The organism is Sphingomonas degradans, from assembly GCF_053502645.1.
Genome location: NZ_CP177172.1, coordinates 1,042,192 through 1,061,736 on the forward strand (window position 1 = coordinate 1,042,192; position 19,545 = coordinate 1,061,736).

General features: G+C 66.4%; 13 protein-coding genes. 9 read left to right on the plus strand and 4 right to left on the minus strand.

From position 1 onward, the window contains the following. Position 1: 1 nt before the first annotated feature. Both ACG3SL_RS04760 and ACG3SL_RS04765 read right to left on the minus strand, forming a co-directional pair. Complete coding sequence (locus ACG3SL_RS04760) at positions 2 to 1,168, minus strand: mandelate racemase/muconate lactonizing enzyme family protein (RefSeq protein WP_448663995.1); 1,167 nt, start codon at positions 1,166 to 1,168, stop codon at positions 2 to 4. A 2-nt stretch (positions 1,169 to 1,170) separates the two neighbouring features. Continuing rightward, on the minus strand, positions 1,171 to 2,088 hold the full coding sequence (locus ACG3SL_RS04765) for a dihydrodipicolinate synthase family protein (RefSeq protein WP_448663996.1): 918 nt from the start codon (positions 2,086 to 2,088) through the stop codon (positions 1,171 to 1,173). A gap of 180 nt (positions 2,089 to 2,268) precedes the next feature. Between ACG3SL_RS04765 and ACG3SL_RS04770 the strand changes: the two genes are divergently transcribed. The 9 genes from ACG3SL_RS04770 to ACG3SL_RS04810 all read left to right on the plus strand — a co-directional run bounded on the left by ACG3SL_RS04770 (position 2,269) and on the right by ACG3SL_RS04810 (position 14,692). After that, on the plus strand, positions 2,269 to 4,908 hold the full coding sequence (locus ACG3SL_RS04770) for a TonB-dependent receptor (RefSeq protein WP_448663997.1): 2,640 nt from the start codon (positions 2,269 to 2,271) through the stop codon (positions 4,906 to 4,908). A 25-nt stretch (positions 4,909 to 4,933) separates the two neighbouring features. Then, positions 4,934 to 5,662, plus strand: coding sequence for an SDR family NAD(P)-dependent oxidoreductase (locus ACG3SL_RS04775; protein ID WP_448663998.1), 729 nt, complete (start codon positions 4,934 to 4,936; stop codon positions 5,660 to 5,662). Next, a complete protein-coding gene (locus tag ACG3SL_RS04780; protein ID WP_448663999.1) occupies positions 5,646 to 6,566 on the plus strand; it encodes a 2-dehydro-3-deoxygalactonokinase in 921 nt (306 codons plus the stop codon). Before ACG3SL_RS04775 ends, ACG3SL_RS04780 begins: the two co-directional genes overlap by 17 nt. Then, positions 6,563 to 8,011, plus strand: a complete 1,449-nt coding sequence (locus tag ACG3SL_RS04785) for a 2-dehydro-3-deoxy-6-phosphogalactonate aldolase (RefSeq protein ID WP_448664000.1) — start codon at positions 6,563 to 6,565, stop codon at positions 8,009 to 8,011. Before ACG3SL_RS04780 ends, ACG3SL_RS04785 begins: the two co-directional genes overlap by 4 nt. A gap of 74 nt (positions 8,012 to 8,085) precedes the next feature. Then, positions 8,086 to 9,369 carry a BNR-4 repeat-containing protein gene (locus tag ACG3SL_RS04790; RefSeq protein WP_448664001.1) on the plus strand — a complete coding sequence of 428 codons (1,284 nt, stop codon included), beginning with the start codon at positions 8,086 to 8,088 and terminating at the stop codon, positions 9,367 to 9,369. Positions 9,370 to 9,423: 54 nt separating this feature from the next. Further along, a complete protein-coding gene (locus ACG3SL_RS04795; RefSeq protein ID WP_448664002.1) occupies positions 9,424 to 9,912 on the plus strand; it encodes a hypothetical protein in 489 nt (162 codons plus the stop codon). A 51-nt stretch (positions 9,913 to 9,963) separates the two neighbouring features. After that, positions 9,964 to 10,296: a hypothetical protein gene (locus ACG3SL_RS04800; protein ID WP_448664003.1), complete on the plus strand. Its 333-nt coding sequence runs from the start codon at positions 9,964 to 9,966 to the stop codon at positions 10,294 to 10,296. A gap of 72 nt (positions 10,297 to 10,368) precedes the next feature. Then, the gene (locus tag ACG3SL_RS04805) at positions 10,369 to 11,499 is read left to right on the plus strand and encodes an efflux RND transporter periplasmic adaptor subunit (protein WP_448664004.1); all 1,131 of its coding nucleotides are present in this window, start codon (positions 10,369 to 10,371) and stop codon (positions 11,497 to 11,499) included. A gap of 4 nt (positions 11,500 to 11,503) precedes the next feature. Next, on the plus strand, positions 11,504 to 14,692 hold the full coding sequence (locus ACG3SL_RS04810; protein WP_448664005.1) for an efflux RND transporter permease subunit: 3,189 nt from the start codon (positions 11,504 to 11,506) through the stop codon (positions 14,690 to 14,692). 89 nt (positions 14,693 to 14,781) lie between these two features. Here ACG3SL_RS04810 and ACG3SL_RS04815 read toward each other — a convergent pair whose 3' ends face one another. Beyond that, entirely contained in the window at positions 14,782 to 16,392 is a 1,611-nt protein-coding gene (locus ACG3SL_RS04815) for an alkaline phosphatase D family protein (RefSeq protein WP_448664006.1), read from the minus strand. A gap of 94 nt (positions 16,393 to 16,486) precedes the next feature. Beyond that, entirely contained in the window at positions 16,487 to 19,483 is a 2,997-nt protein-coding gene (locus ACG3SL_RS04820) for a TonB-dependent receptor (RefSeq protein ID WP_448664007.1), read from the minus strand. Positions 19,484 to 19,545 lie beyond the last annotated feature (62 nt).

The window sequence follows — 19,545 nt, forward strand, 5'->3', positions numbered from 1 at the left end:
ATCACGCTACGCGCTCTGCCGCTGCCCAGAACGCATCGCCGGGCGCCACGCCAAGGCCCACGCCGCTGGGCAGGCGATAGCCTTCCGCGCCATGCGCCATGTCGGTGTCGAGCAGCGCCAGGTTCCGCTCGAACACCGAATGCTGCCACTCATGCTTCCACAGCCTGGGCAGTGTCGCCGATGCGTGCAGGCTCGCGGCGAGGAAAATGCCGGTGCCAATCGTCGCGTGCGGCGCGATCGCGATGCCGCGCGCGGCGGCAAGCCGGGCGATGCGCACGAACTGGGTGATGCCGGTATGCCCCATCTCCGGCTGGACATAGGCGACCGGGCCAAAGGCGAGGCGGTTCGCCGCCTCATAGGCAGTGTACCATTCCTCCCCCGCAGCGACGGGCACCGGGCTGTCGGCCGCCAGCGCGGCCAGCCCGATCATGTCCTCGGGCTTCAGCGGCGCCTCCACGAAGCCGGGGCGATAGGGGGCGAGCTGGTCGATCAGGGCGCGCGCCTCGGCGGCTTCATACTTCCAGTGGAGGTCGATCAGGATCTCGGCCTCCGGCCCCAGCGCCGCGCGCAGCGCCGCCATTTCGGCCACCACGCCTTCATGGCTGACCACCGCAGCGAATTTGAATGCATCCATCCCGCGCGCCTGCCACGACTGCGCCAGCGCCACCCGTTCGGCGAGCGTCGCTGCGGGCAGCCCGGAGAGATAGCTGGGAATCCGATCGTGGACCTGCGTGCCGATCAGCGCGTGGACCGGCTTGCCCGCGCGTTTGCCGGCAAGATCCCACAGCGCGATGTCGATCACAGCCAGCGCATCGATGTGGAAGCCGGTCGAGCAATTGCGCACGCGCATCAGATCGTAGAGCCGGTCCCATGTCGCCGGGACATCGCCCGCGTCGCTGTCGATCAGCACGGGTGCGAGCAAGTCGTTGATGATCTCGCACGTCGCGCGCGGGGCGCAGATGCCATAGGTCTCGCCCCAGCCGACGCCGCCTTCGGCATCGGTGACGCGCACGACGATCGAGCGATCGACGACGGGGTAGATCGTCCCGTTTCCCCGGCGGACGATATAGCCGCGCGCATTGACGGTCTCGCCCGCCGCCAGCGGCCCCAGATAGGGGGTGTCGCGCGGGACAGTGACGATGAAGGTGTCGATCGCCGCGATCCGCATGATCAGGCCGCCACTTCGGCTGGGGTCAGCGGCATGATGTCGCTAAGCCGCGCGAGCAGCGCGTCCAGCTCGGCATTGTCATAGCGATCAAGCGCGGGCCCGGGCGCGCGTGTGTAGGCACTGTCGATCAGCCCGCGCCGTTGCAGCACGGCCTTGGTCAGGCGCCAGCGGAACACTGCCTGCATGCTGAGCAGCGGCAGGCTGCGCTCGAACAGGTCGCGCGCAGCATCGACCCGGCCTTCGGCAAAGGCGGCGAGCATCCGCACGTGCAGTTCGGTGATCTCGCATGCCGGCATCGTGCCGCGCGCGCCGCGCACCAGTTCGTCGATCACATAGCGCGCGCCTGCGCCGCCGAACACGGCGTCGAGCGCATCGCCTGCCAGCTCGCTCAGCCGGGTGATGCGCTGGCCCGAGGGGGCGGCTTCTTCCTTGACGTAGCAGATGCCGGGGACGGCGCGGGCGAGTTCGGCGACCTGCTCCAGCGGCATGCCGATCCCCATCGGCGCCGGCGCGTTCTGCACCATGATCGCGATCCCCGACCCGGCATGCGCGGCCTCGAAAAAGCGCTGCATGCCGGCCAGGTCGCCCGCATAGGCCTTGGGCGTCAGGATCATCGCGGCGGCGGCACCGGCGCGGGCGCCTGCCTCGGCATAGGCGATGACTTCGTCGGTATCCTCGGTGCTGGCACCGACGACGAAGGGGATGCGCCCGCCCAGCCACTCGCCGATCCGCGCGGTCAGGTGCAGCCGTTCCTCGCGGCTCAGCATGTCATATTCGCTGGCCAGGCCAGGGAACACCACGCCCTGCGCGCCCGATTCGACGATGTACTCCAGCACGCGCCGCGTGCCGGTTTCGTCGATCGCGCCCGATTCGCTGAAAATCGTCGGCAGGATCGGGAGAACTCCCTTCAGTTCGGTCATCGCCTGTCCCTGATTGATATAGTGTTGCTATATGTGTCGTATGTAGTGCCACTATATCGCTGTCAAGGCGGATAAACGCGCTTGCGCCCCGCATAATGGTGCTTTAATAGCGTCTTTATAACGAAGGATGCACGCGGGGCGCAGACCCCGACGAGCGAAGGGAGCACGGAGGGGATGGCTATGAAGATTCACCTGATTCGGAACCTGCTGGCGTCGAGCATGCTGGTTTCCACGGTCGCGATGGGCGCGCCTGCGCTGGCGCAGGACGTGCCGGCCGAAGCCGCGCAGGATGCGAACGATGAGATCGTCGTCACCGGCATCCTCGGCAGCCTGGGCGCCGCGCGCGACATCAAGCGCGATGCGGTGCAGTTCGTCGATGCGATCATCGCCGACGACATCGGCAAGCTGCCGGACCGCAACGTCGCCGAATCGCTCGCGCGCGTTTCCGGCATCCAGGTCGATCGCGGCATTGCGGAAGGCACCAACATATCGGTGCGCGGGCTTCGCCAGAACGTCTATCTGTTCAACGGTCGCGAGATCGTCGATGCCACGGGGCGCGGCGGTGTCGGGCTCGACCAGCTGGGAAGCTCGACCTACGGCATCCTGTCGCTGGTCCCCTCGGAGCTGATTTCCCGGCTCGAAGTCACCAAGCTGGCGGGCGCCGACGACATCGCCGGTGCGCTGGGCGGGATCATCGACATCGAGACGCGCCGGCCGCTCGACGGCCCGAACCAGGTCGCGGTGCGCGGCGGTGCCAGCTACGACACGCTGACCGAGAAGCCCAGCTATGAGCTGTTCGGCCTCGCGTCGCGCAAGTTCGCCAATGATACGCTGGGGGTGCTGGTCTCCGCCTCCTATGCGCGCCGCCGCCTGTCGCAGCAGGGGCTCGACACGTTTTCGGGCTACACCCGCTTCACATCGGGCGGCACGACGCATTTCGGCCATTCCGACGTGCGCCCGGAGGAAATCCACGAGACGCGCAAGAAATTCGGGCTCGACGGTGTCGTCCAGTGGCAGCCATCGCCCGGCGTCGAAATCACGCTCGACAGCTTCTATTCCAAGCTGATTTCCGACCGCGAACGCTACTGGCTGTCGTTCAATCCGCAGACCGGGCTGACCAACGCGACCTATTCGCCGAACAACGTGCTGATTTCCGGTACGTCGACCGCGCCGGTCCTGACCAACACCGAATATGCCAATACCAAGGCGGACACATGGTCGTCGGGGCTGAACGGCAAGTTCGAAGTGACGGATTCGATCAAGGCGACGGCGGAAATCTCGTACAACCGCTCGACGTCGAGCTATGACCAGAACTACCTGCGGCTCCAGCCGCTGACGACGATCACGCCGACCACGACCTTCGATTTCTCGAAGGGCGAACTGGGCGCCTATTCGATCAGCGGTATCGACGTGACCGATCCGGCGCAGCTGCGCGCGACGATCCTGTTCGACAACCTGTATCGCGCCAAGACCGAGGCGACCGCCGCGCGCACCGACTGGACGGCGATGCTGGGGCAGGGCTTCCTGAGCAAGCTGCACGTCGGCGTGCGGTATCAGAACCTCAACACCCGCGTGAACCCGCTGCTCGCCGACATCCGCCCCACCGGCGGCATCAATGCGACTGCGCTGACGCAGTTCCTGAAGCTCTATTCCAACCCGGACTTCGCGAAGAACGACTTTGCGGGGCTGACGCGCTCGTTCGTTGCCGGCGCCGATGTGATCGCCGGCGGTTGCGGCGTCTGGACCGGCTTCCCGCAATTCTCGCAGGCTGCGGCGTGCCTCAATCCGGCGGCGACGACCACCGCGCTGGCAGGCACCTACCAGATCAAGGAGAAGTTCTACGAAGGCTATGCCAAGCTGGACTTCGAAGCAGGCAGCGTGACCGGTAATATCGGCGGGCGTTTCCTGCACCGCGATCTGACCTCGATCGGCAACCTGATCGGCGCCACCGGCACGGTCACGCCGACGACGTTCCTGCGCAAGGATGACGAGTTCCTGCCCTCCGCCACTGTCCGCGCCGGGCTGACCGACGGCCTGATCTTCCGCCTGGGCGCGGCCAAGGTCGTGGCGTTCCCGAACACCGCCGATCTGAACAACGGCATCACGCTGAACAACACCGCCGTGTTCGTCAACGGAGTCCAGACGTCGCCCGGCGGCGGCAGTGGCGGTGCCCCGAACCTGAACCCGTTCAAGGCGAACCAGATCGATGCCTCGCTCGAATATTATTTCGGCAAGCAGGCGCTCGTGTCGGTCGGCGCGTTTTACAAGGACATCTCGACCTTCATCGTCTCGCAGCAGAGCCCGGAGGTCTATGCGAACGTCAATTACCTGATCAATCGCCGGATCAACGGCGAGGGTGCGAAGGTGAAGGGCGTCGAGGCATTGGTCCAGTTGCCATTCTATTTCCTGCCCGGACCGTTCGATGGCTTTGGGGTGGTGGCGACCTATTCGTACATCGACTCGACCACGCCGATCCGCGATGCCGTGGGCCGCGTCCTGTCGTTCCCCGGCCTGTCGAAGAACAACGCCAACCTGATCGGTTATTACGAAAAGGGACCGGTTTCGGTGCGCGTCGCGTATAACTGGCGCGACGAGTATTTGGTCGGCCTGTCGGGCGCCGCCACGGGCATCTACAACGACGCCTATACCGACCTGTCGCTGACGGCGCGGTACGACATCACCGAGAACGTCTCGCTCAACCTGGAAGCGAACAACCTGCTCAACGAGCATCAGCGTACCTATGACGGGTCGAAGGAAGCGCTGAGGACCAACCTGTTCTTCGGGCGCATGTACAAGGCGAGCGTCAGCTTCAAGTTCTGACGTGCGCGGGCAGGGGAGGGACGATGTGAGCGAGAGCCAGCTTGGCGGCCGCGTGGCACTGGTGACGGGGGCCGCGAGCGGGATCGGGGCGGCGATCGCCGGGCGGCTTCGCGCCGCCGGCGCGCGCGTCGCCGGGCTCGACCGCGATCCGGTGCCGGACGTGGATGTCGCGCTCGCCGCCGATCTCCGCTCCGACGCGGCAGTGGCGGGGGCGATGGCGCAGCTGGGCGCGGTCGACATTCTCGTCCACGCTGCCGCCATCTCGGCGCATGGCGGGGTGCTCGATACCGATCCTGCCGACTATGCCGATATCTACGACGTGAACGTCATCGGCGCAGTGCGGCTGATGCGGCATTGCGTGCCGGCGATGCGCAGCAAGGGGCGGGGATCGATCCTGCTGCTTTCCTCGATCAATGCGGGTTTCGCGACGCCCACGCTTGCCGCCTATGCCGCGTCGAAGGCGGCGGTCGAGAGCCTGACCCGCACGGCGGCGCTGGAGTTTGCGCCGGACCATATCCGGGTCAACGCCATTGCCCCGGCGTCGATAGACACGCCGCTGCTGCGCCAGTCGTTCGACCGGCAGGCCGATCCCGCCCAGGCCCGGCAGGCCAATGTCGCCCGGCATCCGCTGGGCCGGCTGGGCACGCCCGAGGAGGTGGCCGAACTGGCGCTGTTCCTTGTTTCCGACCTTGCCGGCTGGATTACCGGCACGGTGCACGCGATCGATGGAGGCGCGAGTGTCACGCGACGTTGAAGAAATTGTCGGCATCAATTGGGGCAGCTCCAATTTCCGCGCCTACCGGATCGCCGGCGACGGATCGGTGACCGACGAATATGCAGTGCCCCGCGGTGTCGCCTCGCTCGACCGCGCCGGCATGGCGGCGATGATCGAGGCGCTGGCCGCGCGCTGGCCCGACCATGGGGCGGTCTATGCCTGTGGCATGATCGGCTCGAATATCGGCTGGGTCGAGGCACCCTATGCGACCGCCCCCGCCGGCGTGGACGACCTCGCGCGCGCGACGATCGCGACCCAGATCGGCGCCGTGCCGCTGCGCGTGGTGCCCGGCATCGCCTGCACGCGCAGCTATGACGGCGCCCCCGATGTGCTGCGCGGAGAGGAAATCGAGCTGCTCGGCCTCGCCGCCGCGATGCCGGTGGACGGGATCGCTGCGCTGCCCGGTACGCACACCAAATGGGTGCGGATGGAGAAGGGCCGCATCCTCGATTTCTTCACGGCGATGTCGGGCGAAATCTATGACCGGTTGACGGGGCAGGGGCTGCTCGCCTCGATCGTCGAGGGCGAGGCGGCGGCGGGGCCGGCCTTTCTGGAAGGCGTCCGCGCCGGGCAGTCGCGCGACCTTGGCCTTGCCAGCCTGTTGTTCGGGGCGCGGGCGCGCGTGCTGCGCGGCAAGCTCGCCCGGGCCGACAGCGCGTCTTATATTCGCGGGCTGCTGATCGGATCGGAGATTGCCGATGCGCAGGCGATCTGTCCCACGCTTGGCGACGCAGTCGTGCCGCTGATCGGCAACGGCCCGCTGTCGCGTCTCTATGCCGCCGCGCTGGCATCGGTCGGCGTCGAGACGCAGGTCATGGACTCGCGCGAAGCCTGTGTGCGCGGCTTCCGCGCATTGCATAGCGCGGCGATGGTGTGCGCATGACCGATGCGGTCGCGCGGCTGGACGCGGCCCTTGCCGAAATGCCGGTTGTCGCGATCCTGCGCGGGCTCGGCACCGACGACGCGATTGCGGTGGTCGAAGCACTGCACGCAGCCGGAATCCGCGTGGCCGAGGTGCCGCTGAACTCGCCCGATCCCTATGCGACGATCGCGCTGCTGGTGCGCCATTTCGGCGATCGCATGGTCATCGGAGCGGGAACCGTGACCAGCCCGGAGCAAGTGGCGCGACTGGCCGAGACGGGCGCCGCGATCGTGGTGTCGCCCAATAGCGATGGCGCAGTGATCGCGGCGGCGATCGGGCACGGCATGGTGCCGCTGCCGGGCTGCGCGACGCCGACCGAAGCCTTTGCCGCGCTCGCGGCCGGTGCCCGGCACCTCAAATATTTCCCCGCCATCGGTCGCGCCGAGGAAATTGCGGCGCTCCGCACCGTGTTGCCTAGCGGCGTGACGCTGCTGGCGGTCGGCGGGGTGGGCCCGGACACGATTGCCGCATTCCACCGCGCCGGGGTCGCCGCGTTCGGGATCGGTTCCGACATCTACAAGCCCGGACGTTCGATCGACGAGATTGCCGCGCGGGCCCGCGCGTTGGTGCGACAGATCCGGCGTCCGCAGGCGGCACGATTGCTGTGCAATCCGCTGGCGGTCATCGGCGAGTCCCCGATGGTGCTCCCCGATGGCTCGGTCCACTGGACCGATCCGGTGACGCGCCGCCTGTTCGCGTTTCGCGACGGACAGGTCACCGAGCGACCCGTCGAGCATCCGCTGTACGGGCTGGCGATGCGCGCCGATGGCGGACTGATCGGCACGGGCGAGGCCTGCTTCGCCAGCATCACATCGGATGGCGTCACCAGCGGCCCCGCTGCCGCGCTGGGCGCCGGATCCCGGTTCAACGACATGACCGTCGATCCGCTCGGCGGTCTCTGGGCCGGGGCGATGCACAAGGCGGTTCTGGCGACCCGTGGCGCGCTCTTCCACGCGCCCGCGCCCGACCGGGAGCCACGCTGCGTCGCGCAGGGGCTGGGCGTGCCGAACGGCATGGCGTTTGCGCCGGACGGTCGCACCCTGTTCGTGATCGACACGCTGGCCCGCACGCTGATCGCCTATCCCGCCGATCCGGCGGCGGGGACGCTGGGCGAGCCGGTGATCGTCAGCGACTTCATGAACGTGCCCGGCAAGCCCGACGGGATGATCCGTACGCCCGAGGGCCATTTCTGGGTGGCGATGTGGGGCGGAGGCTGTGTCGCCGAACTGGCGCCCGACGGCGCGCTGTTCCGCACCATCCCGATACCCGCTCCCCATATCAGCAGCGTGGCGCTGTCCGGCAGCCAGTTGTTTGTCACCACGTCGCGGATGCGGCTGAGCGCCGACGATCTCGCGCGCCACCCGGACTCGGGCGGCTTGTTCGTCATTGCACTGGATCAGGCCTGATTGCCGCACGCGGCGTCCAGCCAGAGGAGACGCGTACCGAGTAACCGATAAGAACCAAAATCAGGAGAGATGTCATGCGCTTGCGTTCACTCGCTCACACAGCGTTGCTGTGCCCGCTCGTCTTGCTTGCGGCGCCCGCCGCCGCCCAGGTCGCGGTGGAAATGGTCCCCGCCGAGACCGATTCCTCCAACCAGGCGGCGTGGTGGCGCCCGATGGTGGTTAAGGGCAACACCACCTATGTCGCGTTCAACGCGCCGGGCGACACCGCCGGCACGCACAAGATCAAGATCGGCGTGAAGGTCGGCAGCGGCAACTGGACGATCGGCTATCTCAAGGACGAGAACGGCAATGTCTGGAGCCATGAGGACGATGTCGGCCATGACCAGCCGACGATCGCCGTGGACGGCGACGGTTATATCCATGTGTGGGCCGATCATCATGTCGACGACTGGCGCTATTTCCGTTCGGACGGGCCCAACGATCCGACGACAATGCTCCGCCGCATCGGCAGCATGCCCGGCAGCGTCGGCGCCACCTATCCGATCGCGGAGCATGCCCCCAATGGCGACCTCTACCTGATCATCCGCAACCACTATACCGGCGCGGGGCAGGGCGAACTGTATCGCTGGAACACCGCGGGCAAGAGCTGGTCCAAGATCGGCATCTTCGCGCGCGAGAACACCAATTTCGTCTATCCCGACGACCTGAAGATCGACGATGTCGGCAATGTCCATATCGCCTTCGAATGGGCCTATGGCCTGCCGCGCGCGCTGCGCCATTATGGCTCCTACCTGAAATATGACGTCGCCGCCGGGGTGTTCCGCACCGCCAATGGCACCGCGCTCAGTGCGCCGGCGACGCGGGCGACGCCCAACCTGTTGTTCCAGGGGCTGGGCACGGGGGAGGTGTGGAACAACTCCAACGACGGCGTCGGCATTCAGGCTGCGGGGCTGACGGTGGATCAATATGCCAGGCCGAGCGTCGCCTATCGCTATCGCACCGCCGGCGGATCGAACGCGCTGAACTATGACGTGTATCGCATCCGCTGGAACGGCAGCGCCTGGTCGGACAAGGTCAAGATCTACACGGCGAACAACAACGTCCCGGCTGCGGTGGAGACGACGCACAACGGTACGCGGGCCCGCGTCTACTTCACGGTTTCGGGCACCGGCCTGATGGCTGCGCAGAGCCCGAACTGGACCGTCACGCCCGTTGCGACCGGGCAGCCGGGGGTGTCGCGCATCTCCGGTGTCCTGAAGTCCGCGACGGAGGACGTCATCTACGCCGCAGCCCCGACCCAGATCGATGCAAATCGCGGGCGGGTCTACATCGTTACGGTCGGCGACACCTTGCCTTGAGCTTCCTGACGCTCCGACGGCGTGGCGCCGCCGGAGCGTTCAAGCGAGAGAGATATGATCCGGAAAACACGATTGCGCTGGTTGGTTCTGGCCTTGGTTCTCGGGCTGGCGGGGCTTGCGGGGGTGCTTGTCCGCACCGCTGACCAGCCGGTGGCGGATGGCAGCGTCGTGGTCGTCGCGTCCGAACCGGTCGTACGCGCGGCGCCCGTCGAAGCGTCGATCGCTCCCGAACCGGCACTCATCGGCGTTTTCCTTGATCGGGCGCGTTCGACGGCACAATTCCAACTCGCAGATGGCACGAAGCGATCGATCGCGGTGAACCAGCAACTTCAGCCCGGATGGACGCTGCTGTCAGTTGATTCGGGATCGGCGACATTCGAAACGCGGTCAGGCCGCAAGCGCGTCGAGCTTGGGGCAGGGGACGCTCAGCGGTTGGCCGAGATACCTGCAGCGCAGGAAGGCCAAGCAGTTCTGATACCCGAGGTGCCTGCCCGGACCGAGGACGGCGAGATCGTCACGCGCTGCACCGATCCGGAATGTTAATTCCATGCACGGGACTTACGCCCGGGGGGCAATCGGCCTAGAGCGGTGGCCATGCTGCGCCGTGCCTGGCTCCTGCTGATCGCTCTGTTCGCCGTCGCACTGACGACGAGTGCGGTGGTGCATGCCCGCGAGGCGCCGGGCAGTGCCATGATCGCATGCGGCGGCGAGGTGCACGCCGATGGCGATGCGGATCAGGTGCCGGCCAATGCCGATCAGGACGTGCCGCACCATCATGGCGGCTGCCATGGCCACGCAGTTGGGCTGGAAGCCGGTACGCCGGCGCCTGTCCTTCATTCGGGGCGGGCGGGCGGTGCCGTCGCGCCGCGTGCCTCGGTTCTCGCCTCGCTCCTCACCGACCCCGCGTTGCGGCCACCCAGAGGCTGAGACGCGCGCAAGCGCTGTCCGACCCTGACCGCAATCGCCGGCGTGACCCGGCCGAGGAACCGACTCATGAGAATGCTATTCGCGGCGATGCCGCTTGCCCTGACGCTTGCCGCCTGCGGCGGCGGGAAACCGCAGACCACCCAGACCACCCAGACCAGTACCGCGCCCGCCGAGGAAGACGTCGTTGCGCTGACCCCACAGCAGATTGCGACCGCTGGCATCGAGTTGACCCATCCGACGCTTGGCCGCAGCGGGGGCACTATCGAGGTGCCGGCCTTGCTGGAAAGCGATCCGCAGGCGACCCGGATCGTTGCCGCCACTGTGCCCGGCCGTATCGTCGAACTGCGCCGCAACCTTGGAGACCGCGTTCGTCAGGGCGAAACGCTAGCCGTGCTCGAAAGCCGCGAGGCCGCCGGCCTCCAGGCCGAAGTGCAGCGCGCCGCTGCCGGCGCCGAACTTGCCCACAAGACACTTGCCCGGGATGAGGCGCTGTACGCCAAGGGCTTTCGTCCCTTGCGCGAGGTGGACATCTCGCGTGCAGCCGCAAAGCAGGCGGATGTGGCGCTTCGTCTCGCGCGCGAGCAGGTCGCCGCTAGTGGATCGCGCGGGGGACGCTACAACCGCATCGTCCTCGCCGCCCCGATTTCCGGCCAGGTAATCGCGCGCACCGCCGTGCTTGGCCAGAATTTCGCCGCCGATGCCGCTGAGACCGAGCTGTTCCGCATTGCCCTCCTGGACCGGCTGAGCGTGTCGCTCTCCGTCTCTCCCGCCGATGCAGCGCGCATCCTTGTCGGGGCGTCGGTGCAGGTCCGTGCCGGCGATCGAACCGGCCAGGCCCGCATCCGCTTCCTCTCCCCCGTGCTCGACGAAAAGACCCGGCAGGTGCCCGTGCTCGCCGAGCTCGACAACCGTGCCGGCCAATGGCGCGCGGGCGAGCCGGTCACCGCGTCCGTCTCGCTACCGGGTAATGGCGACGGCGCGATCCGGGTGCCCTCCACCGCCGTGCAGACCGTAGAGGGCCGCACCGTCGTTTTCGTCCGCATCGCGACCGGCTTTCGCGGCGTGCCGGTTAGGCTCGGCCGGCGGGACGGGGCGATGGTGATCGTCGCGTCCGGGCTGACCGGCGGCGAAACCATCGCAGCTGCGAACAGCTTCACCCTGAAATCGGCCCTCGGTGCGTCCGAAGCCGGCCACGAGGACTGAGACCATGATCGACCGCATCGTCGCATGGGCGGTGGACAAGCGCTGGCTCGTCCTCCTGCTCACTCTCATCGCCGCCCTTGTTGGCGCGGGCGCGCTCTGGCGCCTGCCCATCGATGCCGTGCCGGACATCACCAACAACCAGGTGCAGGTGAACGTCCTCGCACCTTCGCTCTCGCCCGAGTTGATCGAGAAGCAGGTCGCGTTCCCGATCGAGACCGCGCTTTCCGGAATCAAGGGGCTGGAGAGCACCCGTTCGCTCAGCCGCAACGGCTTCGTCCAGGTCACTGCGGTCTTCTCGGATTCCACCGACATCTACTTCGCGCGGGCACAGGTGCAGGAACGCCTGTCGCAAGCGCAGGAAGACCTGCCCGCCGGCGCCCGCGCCGAGATGGGGCCGATCGCGACCGGGCTGGGCGAAGTGTATATCTGGACGTTGCGCTACGCGGAGCGCGGGCACGCTGATCACCGCCCCGGCGAGCCTGGCCTCCAGCCCGACGGCAGCTACATCACGCCCGAAGGCGACCGGCTCGCCAGCGAGGCGGACAAGGCGACCTATCTCCACACGGTGCAGGACTGGATCGTCGCGCCGCAGGTGAAAACCGTGAATGGCGTCGCCGGCATCGACTCGCTCGGCGGGTTCGAGAAGGAATATCTGGTCGTGCCCGACGTCCAGCGGCTCGCGAGCTTGCGCCTGTCGCTGTCCGATCTCGCCGAGGCGCTCGAACGCAACAATGTCGCCACCGGCGGCGGCACGGTGGACCGCAATGGCGAAGGTCTTGCGGTGCGCGCCGATGCCCGCATTCGCAGCCTGGCAGAACTGCGCGCCACGGTGATCGCGACGCGCGAGAACACAGCCATCACGCTCGGCCAGGTCGCCGAGGTGCGTCTCGGCCAGGGTATCCGCATGGGGGCCGCATCGGAAAATGGCCGGGAAGTGATCACCGGCACCGCGATCATGCGGATCGGCGAGAACAGCCGCACGGTCTCCACCGGAGTCGATGCCAAGCTCAAGGCGATCGCGCCGTCGCTGCCACGCGACATCGTGATCGAGCCGGTGCTGGACCGTACCAAGCTGGTCAACGCCACCATCACCACCGTCTCGCGGAATCTCGCCGAGGGTGCGTTGCTCGTCATCGTCGTGCTGTTCCTGCTGCTCGGCAATTTCCGTGCTGCGCTGATCGCCGCCATGGTGATCCCGATCACGATGCTGCTCACGGGCTTTGGCATGCTGCAGGCGGGTGTTTCGGCGAACCTGATGAGCCTGGGCGCGCTCGACTTCGGGCTGATCGTCGATGGCGCAGTGATCATCGTCGAGAATGCGCTGCGCCGCCTCGCCGAACGCCAGCATGCCGAGCAGCGCGCGCTCGACTTGCCGGAGCGCCTCGCAACCATCTCCGCCTCGGCGCGGGAGATGATCCGCCCGTCTGTTTATGGTCAGGCGATCATCATGCTCGTGTATCTGCCGCTGCTCACCCTGACCGGGGTGGAAGGCAAGACCTTCGAGCCGATGGCGCTGACCGTGATCATCGCGCTCGCCTTCGCGTTCGTCCTTTCGCTCACGTTCGTGCCCGCTGCAGTCGCCGTGGTCCTTTCCAGACCTGTCGACGAGAAGGAGGGCCGGATCGTTTCCTGGCTTCGCCGACGCTACGAACCCACTCTGGACCGGGCGATGCGGCGGCCCAGGACCACCATCGGCGTCGCGCTCGGCGCACTCGCGCTGGCAGGCGCCGTCTACACCACGCTCGGGCAGGAGTTTCTGCCCCAACTCGACGAGGGCGACGTGCTTGTCTCGGCCTTCCGCGTGCCCGGCACCTCGGTCGAGCAGAGCCAGAAGATGCAGGCGCAGATCGAGAAATCGCTGGCCGGCATGCCGGAGATCCGCACCGTCTTCTCGCGTACCGGTACTGCCGAGGTCGCATCGGACCCGATGCCCCCCAACGCAACCGACACCTTCATCATGCTCAAGGATCGCAAGGACTGGCCCAACCCATCCGAGGACAAGGCCGCAGTCGTGGAGCGGATCGAGGCGCGGCTCGCCCAGGTCCCGGGCCATGCCTATGAAGTCACCCAGCCCATCCAGATGCGCTTCAACGAGCTGATCGCCGGCGTGCGGTCGGACGTGTCGGTGAAGATCTTCGGCGAGGATTTCGGCGCGCTCAACGCGACCGCGGCGAAGATCGCAGTCGTTCTGCGCAAGGTGCCGGGCGCGGAGGACGTGAAGGTCGAGCAGACCGAGGGGCTGCCGATGCTTGACATCGCGTTCAATCATGATGCGGCGGCCCGGCTGGGCGTCCGTGCGCAGGATGTAGCGGAGACCGTCTCCGCTGCCGTGGGGGGACGCCAGGCCGGCGTGATCTTCGAGGGCGACCGGCGCTTTCCGGTCGTCCTTCGTCTGGACGATGCGATGCGCGCCGATCTGGAGGCGCTCGGCCAGGTTCCAGTGCCGACGCCCATGGGCGCCTTTGTACCGCTGTCTTCGGTCGCCGACGTCCGTTTGCTTGATGGTCCGAACCAGATCAGCCGCGAGAACGGCAAACGGCGTGTGGTCATCCAGGCCAATGTGCGCGGGCGCGATGTGGCAAGCGTCGTCGCGGAAGCGCAGACAGCAATCGCGCGCGACGTCGCCTTGCCGGCGGGCACCTGGCTCGAATGGGGCGGGCAGTTCCAGAACCTCGCTTCCGCGCGCGATCGGCTGGCGATCGTCGTGCCTGCGTGTTTCGTGCTGATCCTGCTGCTGCTGTACGGTGCGCTGGGCACTGTCCGTGATGCGGCGATCGTGTTTACCGGCGTGCCGCTGGCACTGGTGGGCGGGGTTCTGGCGCTGTTGCTGCGGGGTATGCCCTTCTCGATCTCGGCGGCGGTGGGCTTCATCGCACTTTCCGGTATCGCCGTGCTCAACGGCTTGGTGATGGTCACCTCCATCCGGCAACGTGTTGTCGAGGGCGACGACCGGGCGGATGCCGCGCGCGCCGGCGCCCTCGTTCGCCTGCGCGCCGTGGCGATGACCGCGCTGGTCGCCAGCCTCGGCTTCGTGCCGATGGCGCTTGGCCATGGCGCCGGTGCCGAGGTTCAGAAACCGCTGGCGACCGTCGTCATCGGTGGGCTGGTCAGCGCGACGCTGCTCACGCTGTTCGTGCTTCCGACACTATACGCCCGCTTCGGCGCCCCAGCGGCGGGCAGGGCGCCTTCATAGGTTGGAATATGCCCGGGCGCTGGACACCCGTTCCAGCGCCCGGTTCCAAATGGTCTGATCCTCCGCTGCCTGTCGGAATCTGCCGCGGCTCAGACAGGCTTCAGGCCTGGTTCGCCATGTTCGGCGACATAGCTGGCGAAGATCGTGGCGGGCAGATTGGGCTGGGTCACCTTGTCGATGATCTTCAGGTCGCCGCGCCACATGTCGCGCGTCACGTCGCACAGCAGATAGCCGCGCTTGTTGCACATCGTCTTGAGGTGCGGGTTCTGGGAGCGCAGCGCGTCGAGCGTCGCGGCATCCGGTAGTTCGCCGTCGCCGCCCGACGTGATCGACGTCGCGACGAATTCCGAGCTGATGATCTTGCCGTCGCCATTGTCCTGGATCAGGTCCCCGGCGAAATGGCGATGGATGTCGCCGCTGATCGTCAGCACATTGCCCGGCCGGTGCTTCTCGATGTGCGACAAAAGCCGTCGGCGGCTGTTCATATAGCCGGACCACACATCCATCCCCGCCATCGGCGCGCTTTCCGGCGTATCGCGGCGCAGCAGGTTCAGCATCATCACCTGTTGTGCGATCAGGTTCCACCGCGTCGGCGACTGTTTCAGGCCGTCGAACAGCCATGCCTCCTGCTCGAAGCCGGTGATCGTGCGGTTCGGCGCGAACACCTCGGGCGTCTGGGGTGAGCGCAGGTCGAAATTGGCCTGGTTCGAGCGATATTGGCGCGTGTCGAGGACGAAGGTGTTGAGCAGATCGCCATGCCGCGCGCTGCGGTACATCTGCATCGTGCCGTTCTTGGGGAAGGCGCTCAGCCGCAGCGGCATATTCTCGTAATAGGCCTGGAGCGCACCGGCGCGCCGCAGCGCGAAGATTTCCGGCGGCATCTCGTTCTCGTCGGTATAGCTGGCCCAGTTATTGTCGATCTCGTGATCGTCGAAGCTCATGAAGAACGGATGGGCGGCGTGCGCCGCCTGCAAATCGGGATCGCTCTTGTAGAGCGCGTAGCGCGCGCGATAATCGTCGATCGAGTAGATTTCGGGGCCGTTGTGAAAGCGGAACCGCGTTTTCGGCACCGGCTTGCCGGGGTTCTGGATGCGCCAGTCGGGACCTTCGTAGATATAGTCGCCATAATGGAAGACGAAGTCGATGGGCTCCTCGGCGATCCGGCGCCAGGCGGTGAAATGGCCTTCCTCATAATATTGGCACCCGGCCGCGACGAAGCGCACGCGATCCAGCGCGGTCCCCGCCAGCGGCAAGGTGCGCGTGCGACCGATGGTGCTTTGATGGCCGGCGATCATGAAGCGGTACCAGTAATGGCGATCGGGCTGCAGCCCCTCCAGCTCGACGTGCACCGCATGCGCCAGCTCGGGCACCGCCATCTTCTGCCCCTTGCGCACCACGCGCTGGAAGCGTTCGTCCTCGGCGACTTCCCAGTTCACGCGCATCTGCTTGCGGATCACCCCGCCATGCGGATCGAGCGGCTGCGGCGCGAGGCGGGTCCAGAGCACGAAGCCGTCGGGCGCCGGATCGCCCGAGGCGACGCCCAGCGCAAAGGGCGTGGTCGAGAATTTGGGGTTTTCCTCGATATTGTACGGCGGCGGCACGTCCCAGGCGAGAGCGCTGGAAATAAACGCACCCGCGCCGAGGCAGGCGGTGGAGGAACCGAGCAGGAGCAGCAGCTGGCGGCGATCGAAACCGGTCATAGGAAAACCCTTCGCAAAGAGATGGCCGTGCGGCAGGCGCACGAAGGAAAGGCGCGGGGCAGGGCGCGCGCGGCGCCGTGCCCCGGCCGATGCGTCAGAAAGTGAGGTTCATCCCCAGGAACACCGTGGTCCCGCTGCGCGTGACATTGTGCAGCCGATCGTAGATGCTGTTGATCTGCACTTCGGGCTGGTTGGTGATGTTGATCGCATCCAGCGTCAGCCGCAGGCCCTTGGCGACGTTCACGAACGCCGCAGCATCGACATAGACCGAGTCCTTGAACCCGTCCTCGCTGATCGCGCTTACGCCGTTGTAGCGCTGGCGCAGATAGCCCGAGCGGTAATTCGCCGAGCCGCGCACGCCCCACAGCTTGTTCTCATAATAAAGCGTGCCGTTGGCGTTGATGTCCGACAGGCCGGTGATCGGCCCGTCGAGGCCGTTCTCGCGGCTGTTCGAATCGATCAGCGTGATGTTGCCCAGCACGCCGAGTCCGTTGAAGGGCGCCGGCAGGAATGCGAAGTCGGTCTGCGCCGCCATTTCCACGCCGGTCAGCCGCGCCTTGGCGAGGTTCACCGATTGGGTGAACTGCGCGATGTTGGTGTCGGGCGTCAGCCCCGGTGCCAGGCTGGTCGGCAGCCCGGTGGCCGAAAACGGAATGTCACGCAGCGTGACGGTGGTGATCAGGTCGTTGATGTCCTTGTGGAACACCCCAACCGACACCATGCCGATCCGCCCGAAATACCATTCGGCGGCGATGTCCAGATCGGTGCTCTTGTACGGTTTCAGATCGGGGTTGCCGTTGCTGATCGTGTAGACGCCGTTGTTCACCGTCACGCTGCCGGTGAGCTTCATCGATGCGAGCGCCGGGCGATTGATGTTCTGCGCCGCTGCCAGCCTGATCTGGAACGAAGGCGACAGCTCCAGCGTGGCGTTTAGCGCGGGGAGCACGCCCGAATAATCGGTCTTCACCGTCGTCGGCACGCGCGCGCCCGCAGCGTTGGCAACCAGCCCGTTGTTCACGACATTGGTGCGATAGGCGCGTCCGCCGACATTGCCGCGAAAGCCCATGCCGCCCAGTTCGCCGTTCCAGTTGAGCTGGAGAAAGCCGGCGTGCGTCGCCTCCGAGACATCGAAGCTGTTGAGCGTCCGGCTGGTCGGCCCGGTCAGCGTGTGGCTCTTGCCATAGGTGGCGAACATCTTGTCCCAGTCGCCGACGACGAACGCCTGATCCTTGTGCCCGTCATAGACGACGGCATAGGGCGCGACCGCATCATAGCCGGGCTTGCTGCGGAACTCGGCGGCATAAAGCCCGTCGTTGAACCAGTCCCACGCCTCGGTCGCATATTTGCGATAGGCATAGCCGGTGTTCAGGCGAAACACCGGGCTCAACTGGTAGCGCGCGTTGAGCACGCCTTCGCGCAGGCTGGTCTCCTGGCCATTCTCGCGGAAATACAGCTCGCGGATCGAATATTTGCCGGGGTCGGTGGTGTCCCACTTGTAGCTGTTATGGGCCGATCCGCCGTCGGCGGCATAGGTGGTGACCATGCCGCCCTGCGCCTGCAGGTACAGCTTGTCGTCGATCGGCGTCTCATAGCTCGACTTCTCATAGCCGACATGGCCGTCGAGGGTGAGCGCCTCGCTGGGCTTCCACTCGCCGGTCAGCGCGATCTGGCGGAAGCGATTCTTGTTGATCTGGCGGCGATGCTCGCTGCCATAGGTGGAATTGTCGACATCGGCATAGTTCACGAAGTTGCTCGAATCCCAGCGGATCGCATTGATCTTCGATGCCGCGATCGGTTTGCCGAAATCGGTATAGGCACCGTTGAAGATGATCTCCGATCCGGTCGGGCGGCTCGCGAGATGATATTCGTCACGATCGGTGCGGAACTCGCCATATAGGCCGTCCAGCGTCAGCTTCAGCGTGTCGCTGGGCTGCCACTGGGTTGCCAGCGTCACGCCCAGCCGCTCCTGCTTGGCGTCCCACACGGACAGGCGGTTGCCCGACGCGAACACCAGATCGCCCGACAGGAACTTCGCCTGCGTCGCGGCATCGAGTGCCGATATATCGACTCCGCTCTTCACATAGGTCTGCATCTGCGCGGCGGTCGGCTGGACGGGGTTGTAGGTGTCGTACCCCTGTTCCTGTGTCTTGCGCCGGGACCACGCGACCGAGACGAGCACGCCCAGCCGGTTGTCGTGGTTGTAGCCGAGCATCGCCGCCAGCCTCGGCTGGAAATCCTTGGAATAGGTGTTGGTACCCGCCTTGGCCGACAGCGCGCCGCTCAGCCCCTGCTTGCGCTCCAGCGGCTTGGCGGTGAACAGGCCGATCGTGCCGGCCATGCCGCCTTCGTTCTGCGTCGCCTGAAAGCTCTTCTCGACTTCGACGCGCGAGAACAGTTCGGAGGCGAAGATGTTGAAATCGAACGCGCGATCGCGTGAGCGCTGGCCACGACTGTCCATCGCTGAATCGACGTTGCCCAGCACTTCCATGCCGTTCAGCTGAACGCGGGTGAAATCGGGGCCGAGCCCACGCAGCGTCACCCGCCGCCCTTCGCCCGCTTCGCGATTGATCGCGACGCCCGGGATCCGCTGGAGCGATTCGGCGAGGTTCAGTTCGGGAAACTTGGCCATGTCCTCGGCGACGATCACGTCGCGGATGGTGTCCGAGCGGCGCTTCAGGTCGCGCGCGGCGCTGACGCTGCGCGCAAAGCCGGTTACGACGATGGTGTCGCGATCCTCGGCGACGACGGTGTCGCCGCTCTGGTCCTGGGCCGAGGCATCGAGGCCGCGGCCGAGCGTGACGACATTGCCTTCCCAGCTGACGATGCGCAGCCCGGTGCCCCGCAGCAATTGATCGAGCGCCGCGCGCGGCGCCAGCGCACCCGTCACGCTGCTGGTCCGCACGCCGCGCAGTGCTTCCGACGACACCAGGATCTGCAGGTTCGTGCGGCGCGCAAAGAGCGGTATCGCGCTGCTCGCGGGCTGGGCAGGGATGGAAAAGGTCTGCATCTGCATCGCAGCCGCGGCGGATGGCGCGCAAAGTCCAGCACCCAGGCCGATCATCGACCCGGTGAACAGCAATTTCCGAAACATTGGTACGACCCCCATTAGGTTTTCGGCCGAAGGATGCGCCAGCTTCGAAAATCCCTCACGAC